Origin of the sequence: Streptomyces sp. BE303, from assembly GCF_036290945.1 — a bacterium.
GTDB lineage: Bacteria > Actinomycetota > Actinomycetes > Streptomycetales > Streptomycetaceae > Kitasatospora.
In genome coordinates, this window is the sequence record NZ_JAQYWZ010000716.1 from 123,136 (window position 1) to 139,069 (window position 15,934).

Genomic DNA, 15,934 nt, shown 5'->3' on the forward strand with positions numbered 1-15,934 from the left:
CCGGTGGACACGGTGGACACGGTCGGCAACGTGGTCCGCAGATCCCGTGGCACCCCGCCCCCTCCCGGGCACCCGGGAGCGTCGCCGCTGGTCGCACGTCCACCCGCGTACGCGGTTGTCGGTGGCGCGGGCTAGGTTCGTGATCATCAACCGGACCGAGTGGGGGCGCCGTGACCGACCGCGCAGACGAGACGATCAGCTGGGACGAGGTGCGCGCCCTCGTGGCTGCCCGGTTCCCGCACGGGGTGATCGACCGGCTCGGCCCGGTCCCCGCCGCCGAACTGCGTCACCTGCGGGCGCCGTTGCGCAAGCTCCGCACCGAGCTGGTGCGCGAGCTCACGGCGGGCGACCCCGGCCGGTACCGTGCCGCCTACGACCAGCTCGCCGCCCTGCAGTTCGCCGGGATCCTGTCCGCCGCGACCCCGGCCGAGGCCCTGGACTGGCTGACCTCCCGGCGCCTGCTCGACGTCTCCTGGCCGCTGCCCGGCGGAGGCGCCACCAGCCCCGACCACCACGTCGTCCTGAGGGCGCTGCTCGTGCCGCACCGTGACGCCGCGTTCCACCGTGAACTCGCCGTGCGGCTCGCCGAATGGCTGCCCGCGCGAGGCGACGCCAACCGCTGGATCGTCGCCCACGGCCTCGCCGTCTGGTCCGGCGCCGAGGTCCCCACCACCGACGGCTACGTGGTCGGCTGGCTGCGCGAGGGCGGCCTGATGCACTACCACCACCGCGAGATCGGTGAGTGGTTCGCCGACCAGGGCCTGCGCGAGCCGGTGCCGCACCACGACTCGCTGCTCTCCTGGCTGCGTGCGCAGCCCCGGATCGGCGAGTTCGTCCGTCGGCTCTTCGAAGTCCCCGACGTCGGGACCGAGTTCGCCGACCGGTACGCCGCCGGCCACGGCCCGCAGAACCAGTGGCCGACGGCGCTCACCGCACTCGCGGGCGAGGGCCTGTTCGACCGCGCCGAGTTGATCGACCTGTGCCTCGGTCTGCTGCTGCGCGGTGACCGACCCGGCAACCTGCGCGGATTCCTCCAGCTCCACACGGCACTGGCCCTCGACGCGGAGGAGATCCTCGCCCGGGCCCGTGACCACGTCCAGCTGGCCGTCGACGGTGCGCCGGGTGCGGCGAAGGCCGCCCAGAAGGCACTCGGCTCCGTGAACGCGCGGCTGCCGGGAGACCTGCTCGCCGAACTCACGGCCGGGGTCCTGGCCCGACCGGAAAAGGCCCTCGCGACCGCCCAGTTGGGTCAGGTCGAGGCCGCGCTGCGCCGTGACCCGGCCGCGGCCGAGGACCTGCTGCCCGCCACCGTCACGGCCTTCACCCACCCGGCGCCCGCGATCCAGGAGCAGGCCCTGCGCCTGGTCGCGCGCTACCTGCCGCACGTCACGCCCGCCACCGCCGAAGCCGTGCGCGCCGCCGCCGACGGCCTGGGCCCCGCCCTTCAGCGCGACGCCCGCAGTCTGCTGGCCCTCACGGCCCCGAGCGCCGGGCCGAGCGAGGACATGCCCGTCGTGGCGGTGTACGGGGGCCCCGCCCCGCTGCCGGCCCCGCCCGCCGACCCCCTGGAAGCCGCCGAGCGGCTGAGTGCCGTGATGGCCGCCCGCCTGCCCGACCCCGGGGAGTTCGAGACGGTGTTCGCCGCCCTCGTCGCGGAGCACCACCGCGACGAGGCCGCCCTTCGCGACGCGCTCGCCCCCCTCGCCGAACGGCGGGACCGGGACCCGAACCGGCTGTTGGGCATCCGCAGCATCGAGGCAGCGCTCGGTTGCCTGCTCGACGCCCTCACCGGCCGTGCGAACGAGTCGGACCGGCACACCGCCACCCTGCTGGGCCTGCCCGCCTACGTCAGGACTCCGGCCGTGGCGCCCGCGTTGCGCATTCACGAGGCGGCGCGCCGGATCACCACCGCGCCGGTGCCGTTCCTGCTCGCGACGCCCACAGCGGGCGACGGCACGATCGACGGGGCCGTGCTGGTGGAGCGGCTCACGGCGTACCGGAACGCCGGTGCCCGGCCCTGGCCCGAGGACGTGGCCCAAGCGCTGCTCCGGGTGGCCCCGCACGCGCTGGCGGCGGTCCGCACCGCCGCCGGCGGGCTCGGCTTCGATCTGCCCGTAGACCCGGCGCCGCCCGCACCGCAGCGGTTCCACGTCCAGTCCCCGTTCCAGCCCGAACCGGTCGGTCCGCACGGTCGGCGCCCGCCCACCGTCCCGCGCATCGCACCGTTGCCCGTCGACGGCGCCGTCGTGGCGGACGCCGACGCCCTCGCCCACACCGACGACGCGGCGGTGCCCGAGGGTGTCACCGACCTCCTCCAGGCCGTCCCGGACCCCACCGAGCACGCCCGGTTCGTGGGCGTGCCGTCGCTCTCGTCGACCGAGCTCCTCCACCTGGCCTGGCTGGCACCCTGGCACCCGGAGGCCGTCGCCGCGCACGGCCTGCCCTCCGTGGCGTTCCGCGCGGACCCGTCCGCTCCGCGGGGAGCCGACCCCCTGTTGCCCCGGTTCGCCGAGGCCCCGGGCGAGTTCGGACCGGTGAGTCACCTCCTGCTCGCCTACGGGCTGACCGCCACCCGTGCGGAGAGCCGCACCGCCGCGCTGGACTTCCTGCTGACGGCCACCGCACGCGGTCGGCTCCGGCCGGAGGTGCTCGGCGAATGGCTCGCGGCGCTCTGGCGTCTGTCCGTGGTGAAGCCGAACCGGATCCTGCCGGTCCTGGCCGATGCCGCGCGCAGCGGCGCGGGTCCGGCGGTATGGGCGACGCTCGCGGCCGTGATCACCGAGGCCGCCGACGAACCCGGGCGGCGCGCGCTGGCCGACGTCCTCGCCCTCGCCGCCGAGTGCGCGGCGGCCGAAGGCATCCGCACGACCCTCCCGGCCCTCGACATCCTGGCCGGATCCGCCGCACCCGGTCGCGTCCGAACGGAGGCGGCCCGCCTGGCCAAGATTCTTACGACGTAACCACAGCGGAGGCGCGCTACGGCGAGGGACCGGGGGAGCCGCCGCTCCGCCCGCCGCCCCGGCTGCGGTGCGGACGGCGGCCCCGCGCCGGGAGCCGCCGTCCGGGCCCGGCCTCATCGTCCGCCTGCCCTCCGTGGCCGGTCGGGCCTCCAGGCCCGCGTGGAACTCCGCTTCGCCGGAGATGTGATCGCGACCGGTAGGGGCAGGAGCCGGGTGACGCCGTGGTGGGCGCCGCCGGTCAGGAATGACCGGCGGCACACCCGCGCCCGTCGGAGGACGGAGCGCTTCGGCGTCCGCATGGCCGTCTCGCAGGCACTGTCGCCCGGCGGCGGGGCAGGGGCGCCCTCACCTTCTTTGCCTCCCCTTGACGGAGATGCTCCGGATCCACCAGGGTGTGGGCAACTCCCTCGCACCGCCGCCCCATTGGCACTCCCCATCCGGAGACGGCATGCGCGCATCCACCGGCCCGACCCGCCGCACCGGCCGCGTCGGCCTGTTCCTCGGCCTCGCGGCCGCACTCGCCCTCGGCGGCTCCACCCTCGCGCCGGCCGCCTCGGCGGCGTCGCCCCTGCCGAACGTCGAGCTGATCGTCAACGGGCGTTTCGACTCCTACCCGTGGATCTGGGACTGCGAGGCGAACGCCTCGCGGAGCACCGTCCCGCACCAGCACCACATCACCGGCCGGCCGACCGCCACCAGCTACGCGGGCTGCACCCAGAAGGTCCGGGTCCAGCCCGATTCCCGGTACACCCTGAACGCCTCGGTGCGCGGATCGTACGCTTTCGTGGGCGCCTCCGGCGCGGGTGGTGAGAGCGCCGCCACCTGGTCGAACGAGAGCGAGTGGAACACCCTGACGGTAGAGGTCGCCACCGGTCCTGACACCACCGAGCTGACGGTCTACTTCCACGGCTGGTACGAGCAGGCCCCCTTCAGCGTGCGCGGGGTGTCCTTCGTCGGCCCCGGTGTCCCCCCGAGCCCGTGCGGCGAGCCGGACCCGCAGACGGCGAGCCCCGGCCCGGGGTCTCCCTCGCCCAGCCCCAGCTGCTCGCGCACCTACATTCCCTGACCGCCCGAGGGCCCCCGCTCCCGCACCGTCCGGACACCCCCACATCGGAGACGCCATGCGTTCGTCCAGTCGCAACCGTAGTCGTAGCCGCAGTCGCCACGCCCATGGCGGAAGCCCGATCGGCGCCGCCCTCGGCGCCCTCGTCCTCGCCGGGGCGGCGGCCTTCGCCGCCGGCAGCTCCGCGTCCGCCCAGCCGGCACCCCTGGAGTGGATCAGGAACGGCGACTTCGGGAGCCCCCTGCCCCACGGCTGGTCCTGCGACGGCGACGTCGTCCAACTCGCCCGGGGCGTCGAGGGCCGGCCCGGCAGCCACGACTACGCCGGCTGCTTCCAGAAGGTCGCCGTCGTGGCCGGTACCAGCTACGACTTCTCCGCGTACGTGTCTGGCGCGTACGCCTTCGTGCGCATCACCGGCACCGGTACGGGCACGGGCGAGGTCCAGCTCTGGGCCGACGGGGCGGCGGACTGGACCGGTCTGCGGGCCAACGTCGCCATCGGGAACTCCCACGAAGTGACCGTCCACTTCCACGGCTGGTACGGGCAGGGGCCGTACCGGATCAGCCGCATCTCACTGATCGGGCCGATGTACCCGGACCCGTGCGCCACCGCCACACCCGGCCCGTCCGGAACTCCCACCTGTCTGCCGCGGCCGGTGGCACCCTCGGGAGGGCCTGAGGCCCCCACGGGTGCCTGAGCGGCAGCGGGGCACGGGCCCAGGCTCCGGCGTAGTCGGCTGACGCCCGGTAGGTGGTGATCTGTTGGCTGGTGGACCGGCGCACCGGGATCCCGTGGGAGACCGGTTGCCCGCCCGCGCTGCCGCGCCTTTTCGGCACGGCCCGGTCAGACAGCGGAAAGGTGCAGCTTGAACGGCGAACCGTTGGAGCTGGGCGTCCAGCCGTTCGACCGCGCGGCCCGAATACCTGCGGCGACTTCGCGCGGCAGGACCACCTCGGACGGCAGCATGGTCGGTTCGAGCACGGCCGGCCGACCGGTCTCCACGACGAGCGTCGTTCCGGGACAGGCCGCGTCCTCCACCATGTAACCCAAGGTGATGCCGTCGTAGTCGCAGCACGGCTTCCTGCTCACTCGCCAGCGGTACTCGACGCCGTCGACGACGATGCGGCGGGAACCCTTCTTCGCCAGTGCCACTCTTTGCCCTTCGGCCTACGACTGCTCGTACACGTCTGTCGCCAGTCTCCCTGGACAGCACCCGCATGTCACCGGGTTCGGCCCGGAACCGGCCACGCGGGGCGTCGCCGTCGACGCGGGTCGGCAGTCGGCGGACCGCCACCTCCGGACGCACTTCGGAGGCCGGCGGCGCGAACACGCGGGAGAGCACCCGATACCACACGTGGGTGGTACCCGATATGCTTCCTCACCTGGGAGGTGACTCCGACCGGGGTGGAAGCAGGGGCCTCGACAATTCTTCTTCTTGCTGGTCGTGGGCACTTCGCGTCGTACCTGACCGCCTGTCGGACACCGCACTTCATGACATGACGATGGGGTGAACGCGATGCCTCTTGAAGGCGAGTACGAGCCGGGTCCGGTGCAGTGGGTGGCCGATCAGGTCGAGTTGTACGAGAGTTCGGACGGCAGGCAGGGAGCGACGCTCTGGGACACGGGCCTGCCCGTCGTCATTCTCACGACGCGCGGCGCGAAGAGCGGCAAGATCCGCAAGACCCCGTTGATGCGCGTGGAGCACGAGGGGCGGTACGCGGCCGTGGCCTCGAACGGCGGCTTCCCGCGCCACCCGGTCTGGTACTTCAACGTCAAGTCCGACCCGCGCGTCGAGCTCCAGGACGGCGCCGTGCGGCGGGACATGACGGTCCGTGAGGTCACCGGCGACGAGAAGGCCGAGTGGTGGGATCGCGCGGTCGCCGCGTACCCGCCGTACGCCGACTATCAGAAGAAGACCGACCGGGTGATCCCCGTCTTCGTACTGGAGCCCCTGGTCGGTTGAGGCTCTGATGCTTCGTCACCTGGGAGGTGCCTCCGGGGTTCACAGGGTGGCAGAGAGTGACTCCCAGGGCTTCGCAACGTGTTCAGCTATCGGATACCATTTGGTCGCGGGGATGGCAGATGGGCCCGCGAGCGTCTTCCTTGTCAGGGCAAATCCCTCATAAAGGAAGAAACATGACGATACGTCTGGCCGCTCGCGCTTCCACGCTCGTGCTCTGCACAGCCCTCGCGGTCTCCGTCGCCCTCCCGGCGCAGGCCTCCTCGATCAGCAGCATCCGGCCCAAGGCCGAGACCGCGCCGCTGTACGACGACGAGGCCGGCGGCGACGCCAACGCGGACGACCCGGCGATCTGGCGCAACAACGCCGACCCGGGCCGCAGCCTGGTCGTCGCCACCGCCAAGCAGGGCGGCCTGCGGGTCTACGACCTGGACGCCCGTCAGGTGCAGTCGATCCCCGCCCCCGCCGGTCCGGGCGCCGACGACGCCCCCGGCCGCTTCAACAACGTCGACCTGGTGCAGGGGCTGCGCCTGGCCGGCAGCCGCGCCGACGTCGCGGTGGTCAGCGACCGCGGCAACGACCGGCTGCGGATCTACCGCATCGACCGGGACAAGCCCGGTGGCCCGCTCACCGACGTCACCGACCCCGCCGTACGCCCGGTCTTCTCCGCCGACCAGGCCGAGATCAACGACCAGAAGACCGCCTACGGCCTGGCCGCCTGGACGGACCGCAACACCGGCCGCTCCTACGCGGTGGTCAGCCAGCGCAACCGCACCCGCCTCGCCCTGCTGGAGCTGATCGCCACCCCGAACGGGACGGTGGACTACCGCCAGGTGCGCACCATCGACCTGCCGTCCTCCTTCCGTCTGCCGAACGGCACCTCCTGGACGCCCTGTGCCGAGCCGGGCGAACTGCCCCAGGTCGAGGGCATGGTCGTCGACCCCGCGGACGGCACCCTGTACGCGGGACAGGAGGACGTCGGCATCTGGCGCATCGACGCGGGCCTCACCGGCACGCCGACGCTGATCGACAAGGTGCGCGAGTACGGTGTGCCCGGCACGTACGACGAGGAGACCGAGGAATGCATGCCGGGCGCCGACCCGGGCTACGGCGGCAAGCGGCTGACGGCCGACGTCGAGGGGCTCACCCTGATCACCGAGCCGGACGGCGACGGCTATCTCCTCGCCTCCAGCCAGGGCGACAACACCTTCGTCGCCTACGACCGTGAGCGTGACGACGACAACGAGTTCGAGGGCGCCTTCCGCATCACTGCGGCCTCCACCACCCTCGACGGCTCCGAGGTCTGCGACGGCGCCGCCGCCCTCAACGCACCTCTCGGCGCGCGCTACCCCCACGGCCTGCTGGTCGTCCAGGACGGCCAGGAGACCCCTGCCGACGGCGACCGTGAGGCGACCGGCTTCAAGTTCGTCGACCTCGGCAAGGTCCTCGACGCCATCGACTGACCCGTCGCGGCGGGTACACGGTGTCCCCACCGTGCGCCCGCCGCACCTCCGGTCCTCCTGCCCGGGCCCGGCGGCTGCCCGCCCCCGGCCGCGCCTGCATGAGCCGGGCGGGTGGGCCGGTCCGTGGCGGCGCCGGGCGGTGAGTGGTCAGCGGTGCCGGCGGGCGGAGGCGCGCAGGTGGGCGATGCCGGAGTCGAGGGCCGCCTCAAGGTGGGCGGAGCTGCCCGTGGTCATGAGGATCAGTACGCCGCCCTGAATGCCGGCGAGCAGAGCCGCTGCCTCCCGGTCGGCGTCCAGTTCCGGTGCGATTCCGCCGTGGGACTGCATGTGGCGGATGCCGGTGGCGAGCTGGTGCTGCCACCGGTCGAGCAGTTCGCCGGCTACGACCCTGGCGGCGTCCGTGGTGCCGCCGAGCTGCGCCAGCGCGGTGTGGAGGGGGCAGTCACTGCCCCGGTCGCGGTAGCGGGCGAGGACCTTGTCGCGCCACTCGTCCCAGGCGGTCCAGGAGGTGAGGGAGCCGAGTTCGGGCTGCTGGTCGGTGATGACCTGGTCCGCCTCGTGGCGCGCCACGGCGAGGAGCAGGTCGTCCTTCCCACCGGGGAAGTAGTGGAAGAGCTGGCTCTTGCTGGTCGCGGTACGGGCCATGACGTCCTCCAACCGCACCGCGAACACTCCCTGTTCGCGGATCTGCTCGGCCGCGCCGTCGACGATGCGCTGCCTGGTCGCGGCGCCCTTGCGGGTCAGTGTCATGGATCCTCCCGGGGCGGGCTGGTGTGTTCCGTCGAAGCGGGCCGGCGGCGGCGCGGGCACAGGGCGCGGGGCGCGGGCCGGAGCGGGTGGCGGGCGGTCAGGGCAGGAGCAGGAGCTTGCCGGTGGTACGGCGGGACTCTATGTCCGCGTGGGCGCGGGCGGCGTCCGCGAGCGGGTAGCGGCCGGTGATCCGGGGGGTGAGCCGCCCGTCCAGGACCAGGTCGAACACCTCGCCGGTGCGCCGCACCAGGGCCTCGCGCGTGGCGACGTGGTGGTGCACGACAGGGTAGGTGAGCAGGATGCTGTCGGGCAGGTCGGTGGGCCGCAGTGTCGGGACGCCCATGAAGGGGCCGTAGTAGGCGTGCACGCCGTGCGGGCGCAGGGCCGCCTGGGAGGAGTGGAACGTTCCCGCGCCGCCGCCGTCGTAGACGACGTCCGCGCCGCGCCCGCCGGTGAGCTCCCTGATCCGGTCCTCGAATCCGGCGCCGGAGTGGACGAGGACGTGGTCGGCGCCGGCCTCCTCGGCGGCGGGTACCTTCTCCTCCCGGGAGACCAGACCGATCACCCGGCCGCCGCGGGACTTGATCATCTGCGTGAGCAGCAGGCCGACGCCGCCCGCCGCGGCGTGCACCACGGCGGTGTCGTCGGCGCCGATCGGGTAGGTCTCGGTGCTCAGGTGGCTGGCCGTGAGGCCCTGCATCATCACGGCGGCGGCGATCTCGTCGTCGATGCCGTCGGGCACCTTGACGAGCGTGTCCGCGGGCACGGCGAGCAGCTCGGCATAGCTGCCGGGGTGGTAGAACCAGGCCACCCGGTCACCGACGGCCAGGTCCCGCACCCCGTCGCCGAGGGCGGTGACGTAGCCCATTCCCTCGGCGCCGAGGACGGCGGGGGCCGCCCAGCCGGGGCCGCCCCCGGCCCGGGCGCCGACGTCCATGTAGTTCACGCCGGCGGCACCGAGTCGGACCAGTGCCTCGCCGGGGCCGGGCACCGGGTCCGGCAGTTCGGTCCAGCGCATGACCTCGGGGCCACCGTGTTCCTCGATACGGATCGCGTGCATGGGATGACACCTTCCAGTGCGGGTTCGTCACGGGGGATCGACCAGCACGTTAGGCGGCAGAAAATGGACCGGCAAGTCCAAAGATGCTGATCAGAGGGCGAGTTGATTGTCGGCCGATGACGTGCCACAGTCCGGTGGAAGCCCGCCGGTGAGTGGGCACGACATCGGTCGGAGACCCCGGGCAGGGGTCGGACCCCCGGGTCCGTCTCCGCGTCCTCCCGGCCGCGTCCGCGATCTTGGTCCGGCATACTGGACGCGGCCCGGGTGCTCACGGCCGCGCGGACGATGCTCCTCGACGGAGATCCGTTCCGGCGCACGAGCGGCGGGGTCGGTCCTGGGGAGGGGTGGTTATGGGGGATGGGTATGTGCCCGGCGCGCCAGGCGTCGGGGATCCGCTGGTCGGCCGGGACACCGACCTGCGACGGGTGCGAGAGCGGCTGCGCCTCGGGGCGGGCGGTGGTGCGCTGCTGCTGGCCGGGGAGGCCGGTGTGGGGAAGAGCGCCGTGCTGGACGAGCTGGCCGGCTCCGCAGGTGCGGACGGTGTCGCGGTGCTCAGGGCGGCGGGCCTGGAATTCGAGGCCGACTGCGGCTACTCGTGCCTCAACCAGCTCCTCTTCCCGGCCCTGGGTGCACTGGAGGACTTGGACGCGGACCTGCGCCGCGCGCTGCGCGTGGCGCTCGGCTTCGAGAACGGGGATCCGCCGGACCAGTTGCTCGTCTCCAACGCCGTGGTGCGGCTCCTTCAGACGGTGGCCGACGGGAGGCCGCTGCTGATCGTCGTCGACGACCTTCCCTGGGTCGACCGTGCCAGTGCCGCGGTGCTCGGCTTCGTCGCCCGGCGGCTCAGTGGTCTGGGCGGTCTGGGCGTCAGCTTCGTGGCGGCGGCGCGCACCGGCGACGCGCACCCGCACGAGACCGGTGGCCTTCCCGCGTACGACCTCCCGCCCCTCGACGACGAGTCGGCGGCCCGGCTGCTCGGCAGCCGGTTCCCGGGGCTCGCCCGCGGTGCGCGTCGCCGACTGCTGGCCGAGGCGGGCGGCAATCCGTTGGCGCTCCTGGAACTGCCGGCCGCGCTGCGGCCCGCGGCTGCCGACTCGCCCGCCGTGCTGCCCCTCACCCGGCGACTGGAGACGCTGTTCGGTTCCCGGGTCGCAGGGCTGCCCGCCCCCTCCCGGAGTCTCCTCCTGCTCGCGGCCCTGGAAGGGACCGGCGACCTCGGCGTACTGCAGGCAGCCGCCCGCCGGGCCACGGCCGGGCACGGCCTGGAGCACCTCGCGCCGGTCGAGCGCGAGCGGCTGGTGCACATCGAGGAGGGCGGGCAGCGGCTGGGGTTCCGCCATCCGCTGATCCGCTCCGCCGTGGTCGGGCAGGCGCTGAGCGGTGAACGGCGCGCCGCGCACGCGGCGCTGGCCCACGTGCTGGCCGACCGGCCGGAGCGCCGAGCCTGGCACCTGGGCGAGGCCACCCTGGAGCCCGACGAGGAGGTCGCCGCGCTCCTGGAGCACGCCGCGGGCCTCACCCTGCGTCGCGGGGACGCCGCCGGGGCCATGCGGACGCTGATCCGCTCGGCCTCGCTCTCTCCCGAAGGGCCGAACCGCAGCCGTCGCCTCGCCGAAGCCGCCTACCTGGGAGCGGAGTCCACCGGGGCCCTCTCCAGCGCCCGACGTCTCCTGGACGACGCCCGCCAGGCCGCCCCTGAGGGCGAGGACTCCCTCCACTCCGCCACCGCCTCGGCCCTGCTCCTCCTCAACGGGAACGGCGACGTGGCCACGGCCCACCGGCTGCTGAGCGAGGCAATCGAGTCCGCGGCCGGCACCCACCGGTACCGCGCCGACGACAAGGCGCTCGTCGACGCGCTGCACGTCCTGGCCGTGGTCTGCTTCTTCGGCGCCCGGCACGACCTGTGGCAGGTCTACTACCGGGCGGTGGGACGCCTCACCCCCCAGCCGCCCCCCATCCTGGCCGTCCTGGGACGGACGTTCTCCGACCCCGCCCGCACCGGGGCTGCGGCGCACGGACAACTCGACGTCCTCGTGGCCTCCCTGGCCGGTGAGCCCGACCCGGTGCGGATCACCCGCGTCGGCACGGGCGCCCTCTACCTCGACCGCCTCGGCGAGGTCCGCGAACCGGCCTGGCAGGTGGTGCGGGCGGGACGCGAGGGCGGCCCGGCCAGGCGCTACATCTCCGCGCTTATCCACCTGTGCCTGGACGACTACCTCACCGGACTGTGGGACGAGGCCCTGGACCTCGCCGACGAGGGCCTGCAGGCGTGCGAGGAGCACGGATACAGCGCGTTCGCCTGGTACTTCCTCTACATCAGGTCCGTCGTTCTCGGCGCCCGCGGCCACGCGGACGAGAGTCTCGCGACGGCCGACGTCATCATCGACTGGGCCACGGACCACGGTGCGCCCTGCGCCGCCCACTACGCCCACCACGCCGCCGCCGTCGCGGCCCTGGGCCGCGGGGACTTCACGCTCGCCTACGACCACGCCGACGCGGTGAGCCCGGCCGGAACCCTGGCCTCGCACGCCCCCCACGCCCTGTGGGTGGCCGCCAACCTCGTGGAAGCCGCCGTCCGGACCAACCGGCGCGAGGAGGCCGCCGCACACGTCCGGGCCATGCGCGAGGCCGGCATCACCACCGTGTCCTCCCGCCACGCCATGCTGACGGAGGCCGCGGCCGCCCTGTGCACCGACGACGACGAGCAGGCCCTGCGTCTCTTCGCCCTGGCGGTGGACACCCCCGGGGGCGACCGGTGGCGCTTCGACCACGCCCGGGTCCGACTCGCCTACGGCGAACGGATGCGCCGCGCCCGCACGACCGCCGAGTCCAGAACCCAGCTGCGCGCCGCGCTGGCGACCTTCGAGGAGCTGGGCGCGCGGCCGTGGGCCGAACGCGCGATGAACGAGCTTCGGGCGTCGGGCTCCCGGAGGTCGAGGCCCGCGGCCCCGGGCATCCACGGACTGACCTCGCAGAAGCTGCAGATCGCCCGCCTCGCCGCGTCCGGACTCACCAACAAGCAGATCGCCGAGCGCCTCTTCCTCTCACACCGGACCGTCGGAGCGCACCTGTACCAGATCTACGAGCGGCTCGGTATTACCTCACGCACCATGCTGCGCGACGCGCTCGATCCGACGGCTGAGCCGGCCGGTCGATCCCTCCCGGTCCGTTCATCGGGATGAGCGGCCCCTGCGCGGGCCCGGAGTGCGTCCCGCCGGTCCCGCCGGCCTCTCGCGGCGACGGTCGCATCCGCCGAACGGTCGGGGAAGCCGTCAGGCCCGGGCCCCGTGCCTGGGTGGCCCGCACTCGGTCGATCGGGGCGGTGGGGCCTCACCGATGACGGCCCGCCTGCTTGCGGCGGCGGAGCAGGAAGGTGCCGACGACGACGGCGATGCTTCCCCCCACGAGCGCGATGTCCGTACTCGCCCCGGTGCCGGAGAGCTCGGGGGAGGAGGTCGCCGGGCCGGACTCGGTCGACGGCCCGGCGGGGGCCGTGGCCGCCGGAGCCGACGAGGCGGTGCCGGCCGGGGCCGCGGCGGCCGTGGTCCCGGTGGCCGTCGGGGTGGGGGGCGTGGACCTCGGACAGCGACACCTGCTGCCGTTGCTCGAACAGCACGTCCAGGCCCTCACCGACCGCGAGCTGGACGAGCGTGTCGATCAGCGCGGCGGAGGCCTCCCGGGCGACCCGTTCGGAGCCTTCGGCGCCGGCCAGGGCTTCGAAGGCGACCACCAGCAGCGCGTCTGCCGAGCGGGTGGCCGACGCGCTCCCGAACACCTGCCAGGCCGAGGCGCGGTGGCGGCGTACTGTGTCACCGTCCAGGACGTCGTCGTACAGCAGCGACAGGTTGTGGACCATCTCCATCGCCGCCGCGGCAGGGACGGCGGCCTCGGCCTCGCCCCCGACCGCCCGTGCGGACAGCAGGGCCAATGCGGCCCGAACGAACTTCCCACCGTGAAGCCCGGGCCCGGGGGCCCCGGACCAGCCCAGTTGATAGGCCGCCACCTCGCTCGCGTCCCCGCCCAGAGCCTCCACCCACGCGCGCAGTCGGGGCTCGCACACACGGGACGCCCACCCGAGAACCGTCTCCGCACGCCGACCCGCGGCATCCCGTCCCACCCGGCACCCCAATTCCCCGTGCACACCGGCACATCGGCCCGCCCTGCCGAACGATCGCAGGACCCCTCACGCGGGTGGAGCGTACGGGGTGCCGGTGGTGCACCTGTACCGAGTCGCCTGGTCACCTCGGCACGGGACGGCGGATCCGGAGGCGAGTGCCGACCCCGCGGTTGGCCCCGGGGCGCCACCGCACAGACGGAGCGTACACGGCGTCGGGAACTGCGACCGTGGGCGGGCGCGGGGCCGGGGAGTTGCGGTTCACCAGGCGCGCCACCAGGCGTGCGAGCCGGAACGCCACCAGGTGTCGTCGTCGACACCGGGGGCGGGGGCGGGGCGTGTGGGAGCGGGGGCGGAGGGGGTGGCGTCCGCCGGCGGGGCGGTGGGGGCGGCGGGGGTCGTGGGGGTGATCGGGGTGGTGGCGGGCACGTCGGCGCCCGTGCCGGTGATGCGGTTGTAGCGGTAGGGGGTGTAGTAGCTGGTGGGCCAGCCGGCGAGGGAGCTGGCGTTGAGGTCTCCCTGGTACTGGCTGGTCAGGACGCGGGGGTTGTTCTCCGCGTAGAAGTGGAAGGTCCCGGCGGACTTGTCGATCCAGTCCCCGAAGAGGATGACGTGCTGGGCGGTGTAGTTGAGGGCGTCGCCGGGTTCGAGGTCGGTGGCGGCGATCTCGGTGGAGACGCTGGGCAGGGTCTGTGTGACGAGACTGTCCGTCAGGTGCCAGGCCATGGAGACGTAGCCGGAGCAGTCCTGTCGGTAGGTGCCGTTGCTGTCCGTGTGGAAGGCGCCCTGGTCGTAGGACACGCCCTGGGTGACCCAGCTCTGCGCCCGTTGGATCACCTCCTCACGGCTGATCGAGCCCCCCGGGGAGGAGGCGGCGTGCGCGGGTGTCGCGCTCAGGACGGCAGGGACGCCGATCGCGACGAGGACGGTCAGGCGGCAACGAAGGGTGGGTCGGCGGACGGACATGGTGATCTCCGAGGTGGGGGTGGCGGGGCCGTGTGCAGGGGTTCATCCGAGCCGACGGGCGATGGCGGTGAGGACATCGCTGTCGGCCCCGGTGTCGTGGGCCGTGATGGCGGGGTCGGCGCGTTCGTCGAAGTGGACGACGGTCAGCGCGGTGTCGTGCCGGACGGCGTACAGGTGGTCGATCTGCGGTCCGGCGGCCGACAGGCCTTCCACGGCGGTCCACCGGCGCGACCAGGCGGTGCCTCGGTCGATCGCCGCCGTCCGGACGACCTCCGTGTCCGCGACGCCGCCGTGCTTCGCCTGCAGTGCGCGCGAACGGTCCTGACAGTCACTCATGCCGTCGAGCAGTCCCCGATAGGAGTCCTGGGCGGTGGCGGCGTCCGGGAAGGTGAAGATCTCCTGGAGTGCGGGCGTGCCCTGGACGCCCACGTAGGCCTGCTGTTGCCAGGTCTCCGCGCCGACGACGGAGGCGCACTCGTTCAGGCGGACGCCGCTGGTCGTGCGTCGGACAGCAGCCGAGGGCAACGGGCGCCAGCGTTGGGCGGCGGCGCCGGGCAGGAGCGCCGCAGGCAGCAGGCGGTCCGGGGCGGCCCCGGACCGGCTCTCGGGGGGCGGGCCGTGCGTGCCGCGCGGGGCACCGGTCGGTGCGCCACAGGCGGCGGCGCCGAGAACGGTCGCCAGGGCGCACAGCGCGGCAACGGGGGCCCGCCGGGTGGGGAGGCGGACGCGGGGGACGCCGGGGCGGGACGTACCGGGCGGAGGTATGGGTCGAGGCATCGGCTCTCCTAGTCGGCCGCCGTTCGCGAGGCGCACGGGGCGAAACCGGGTATGTCGTACCGGGGGCAGCGGGGCGGGAGGTCCAGCACCCTGCGGGCGCGGCCTCACGGGCTCGCGCGCTTCGGGGGATCGGGTCGGCCGAGGCGTCCGGGGGAGTGGGCCGGGCGTCGGGGGACGGATTCTTGCCCGATGGTTCGCATGCTGTCAAGGAGTCCGCCGGTCCGCCTCCGGCCTCCCGCATCCGGGTACGTCGGTATCGGCGGGCTGCGGACTCGTGGCGCAGGCGGGTGGGGGTACGCCGTGATCCACCTCACGTTCCGGCGACGTGTGCCGCTGGCTATGGTGCTTGCACGGAAACGCCTTCTGGATTGCCGGCCACCCGCATGGTGATGCTCGGTCCGACGGGTCTCACGCCGATGCCCGCCTCTACGGGCTCCGGTGGCGGCCGGATGACCGGGTCACCTCCCGGTGGTCGCTCGCGCGGTCTCGTCCGAATCCGGCACCGGACCGCCCGCGTGGGGGGCACGGTGAAGGGGGACGTGGCGGCCACCGACTCCGGCCTCCTCCGCCCGTGCACCTGCGTACCGCGAATGCTGCGGACGGCGTCCGACCGTGCCGCGGGCGAGGGCGGACAGCCGGACGGCACGCCCCTCGGGTGAGGGAGGGGCGTGCCGGTGGGTGGGGTCAGACCGCGACGGTGTGGCGGCTGAACTGCTGGTTGGTGCCGGTGCCGCAGGTCCACTGTTCGAGGGCGGCGCCGTTGGTGGTGGCCTGGTTGATGACGTCCAGGCACTTGCCGCTGTGCCGGGCGATCAGCCGGA

General features: G+C 73.8%; 13 protein-coding genes and 1 pseudogene. 6 read left to right on the forward strand and 8 right to left on the reverse strand.

The genetic code is table 11. The annotated features are described in order from the left end of the window. Positions 1–170: 170 nt before the first annotated feature. The 3 genes from PUR56_RS20435 (at position 171) to PUR56_RS20445 (ending at position 4,720) form a co-directional block, all read left to right on the forward strand. Entirely contained in the window at positions 171–2,960 is a 2,790-nt protein-coding gene (locus tag PUR56_RS20435) for a DUF6493 family protein (RefSeq protein ID WP_329949970.1), read from the forward strand. Between the two features lie 448 nt (positions 2,961–3,408). After that, positions 3,409–4,026 (forward strand): hypothetical protein, encoded by a 618-nt coding sequence (locus PUR56_RS20440; protein WP_329949971.1) that lies wholly within the window; start codon positions 3,409–3,411, stop codon positions 4,024–4,026. Between the two features lie 55 nt (positions 4,027–4,081). After that, entirely contained in the window at positions 4,082–4,720 is a 639-nt protein-coding gene (locus PUR56_RS20445) for a hypothetical protein (RefSeq protein WP_329877229.1), read from the forward strand. Between the two features lie 146 nt (positions 4,721–4,866). On the opposite strand, the gene PUR56_RS20450 is transcribed toward PUR56_RS20445, so the two are convergent. Continuing rightward, positions 4,867–5,175: a hypothetical protein gene (locus tag PUR56_RS20450; RefSeq protein WP_329877231.1), complete on the reverse strand. Its 309-nt coding sequence runs from the start codon at positions 5,173–5,175 to the stop codon at positions 4,867–4,869. A 364-nt stretch (positions 5,176–5,539) separates the two neighbouring features. Between PUR56_RS20450 and PUR56_RS20455 the strand changes: the two genes are divergently transcribed. Together PUR56_RS20455 and PUR56_RS20460 are read left to right on the forward strand one after the other, a co-directional pair. Further along, positions 5,540–5,986 carry a nitroreductase family deazaflavin-dependent oxidoreductase gene (locus PUR56_RS20455; protein WP_329877233.1) on the forward strand — a complete coding sequence of 149 codons (447 nt, stop codon included), beginning with the start codon at positions 5,540–5,542 and terminating at the stop codon, positions 5,984–5,986. Positions 5,987–6,159: 173 nt separating this feature from the next. Next, complete coding sequence (locus PUR56_RS20460; RefSeq protein ID WP_329877235.1) at positions 6,160–7,446, forward strand: phytase; 1,287 nt, start codon at positions 6,160–6,162, stop codon at positions 7,444–7,446. 147 nt (positions 7,447–7,593) lie between these two features. Here the strand turns inward: PUR56_RS20460 and PUR56_RS20465 are convergent, their stop codons facing one another. Both PUR56_RS20465 and PUR56_RS20470 read right to left on the reverse strand, forming a co-directional pair. Further along, positions 7,594–8,196 (reverse strand): TetR/AcrR family transcriptional regulator, encoded by a 603-nt coding sequence (locus PUR56_RS20465; RefSeq protein ID WP_329877237.1) that lies wholly within the window; start codon positions 8,194–8,196, stop codon positions 7,594–7,596. Positions 8,197–8,293: 97 nt separating this feature from the next. After that, positions 8,294–9,256: a quinone oxidoreductase family protein gene (locus PUR56_RS20470; RefSeq protein ID WP_329877239.1), complete on the reverse strand. Its 963-nt coding sequence runs from the start codon at positions 9,254–9,256 to the stop codon at positions 8,294–8,296. Positions 9,257–9,621: 365 nt separating this feature from the next. Between PUR56_RS20470 and PUR56_RS20475 the strand changes: the two genes are divergently transcribed. Continuing rightward, positions 9,622–12,438 carry an AAA family ATPase gene (locus tag PUR56_RS20475; RefSeq protein ID WP_329877240.1) on the forward strand — a complete coding sequence of 939 codons (2,817 nt, stop codon included), beginning with the start codon at positions 9,622–9,624 and terminating at the stop codon, positions 12,436–12,438. Positions 12,439–12,586: 148 nt separating this feature from the next. Here the strand turns inward: PUR56_RS20475 and PUR56_RS20480 are convergent, their stop codons facing one another. The 5 genes and pseudogenes from PUR56_RS20480 to PUR56_RS20495 form a co-directional block, all read right to left on the reverse strand. Then, positions 12,587–12,886 carry a hypothetical protein gene (locus tag PUR56_RS20480; RefSeq protein ID WP_329877242.1) on the reverse strand — a complete coding sequence of 100 codons (300 nt, stop codon included), beginning with the start codon at positions 12,884–12,886 and terminating at the stop codon, positions 12,587–12,589. A 10-nt stretch (positions 12,887–12,896) separates the two neighbouring features. After that, positions 12,897–13,397: pseudogene (locus tag PUR56_RS43525) on the reverse strand (polyprenyl synthetase family protein); the annotation flags it as partial. Between the two features lie 234 nt (positions 13,398–13,631). After that, the gene (locus PUR56_RS20485; protein WP_329877243.1) at positions 13,632–14,336 is read right to left on the reverse strand and encodes a hypothetical protein; all 705 of its coding nucleotides are present in this window, start codon (positions 14,334–14,336) and stop codon (positions 13,632–13,634) included. Positions 14,337–14,378: 42 nt separating this feature from the next. Next, a complete protein-coding gene (locus tag PUR56_RS20490) occupies positions 14,379–15,113 on the reverse strand; it encodes a hypothetical protein (RefSeq protein ID WP_329877245.1) in 735 nt (244 codons plus the stop codon). A gap of 684 nt (positions 15,114–15,797) precedes the next feature. Next, positions 15,798–15,929, reverse strand: a complete 132-nt coding sequence (locus PUR56_RS20495; RefSeq protein ID WP_329874745.1) for an RICIN domain-containing protein — start codon at positions 15,927–15,929, stop codon at positions 15,798–15,800. Between the last annotated feature and the right edge of the window lie 5 nt (positions 15,930–15,934).

What these genes read in the sequence shown, in the direction of transcription:
- PUR56_RS20440 (WP_329949971.1), top strand. Translation starts at nt 3,409, where the DNA reads ATGCGCGCATCCACCGGCCCGACCCGCCGCACCGGCCGCGTCGGCCTG.
- PUR56_RS20445 (WP_329877229.1), top strand. Translation starts at nt 4,082, where the DNA reads ATGCGTTCGTCCAGTCGCAACCGTAGTCGTAGCCGCAGTCGCCACGCC.
- PUR56_RS20455 (WP_329877233.1), top strand. Translation starts at nt 5,540, where the DNA reads ATGCCTCTTGAAGGCGAGTACGAGCCGGGTCCGGTGCAGTGGGTGGCC.
- PUR56_RS20460 (WP_329877235.1), top strand. Translation starts at nt 6,160, where the DNA reads ATGACGATACGTCTGGCCGCTCGCGCTTCCACGCTCGTGCTCTGCACA.
- PUR56_RS20465 (WP_329877237.1), bottom strand. Translation starts at nt 8,196, where the DNA reads ATGACACTGACCCGCAAGGGCGCCGCGACCAGGCAGCGCATCGTCGAC.
- PUR56_RS20470 (WP_329877239.1), bottom strand. Translation starts at nt 9,256, where the DNA reads ATGCACGCGATCCGTATCGAGGAACACGGTGGCCCCGAGGTCATGCGC.
- PUR56_RS20485 (WP_329877243.1), bottom strand. Translation starts at nt 14,336, where the DNA reads ATGTCCGTCCGCCGACCCACCCTTCGTTGCCGCCTGACCGTCCTCGTC.
- PUR56_RS20490 (WP_329877245.1), bottom strand. Translation starts at nt 15,113, where the DNA reads ATGCCTCGACCCATACCTCCGCCCGGTACGTCCCGCCCCGGCGTCCCC.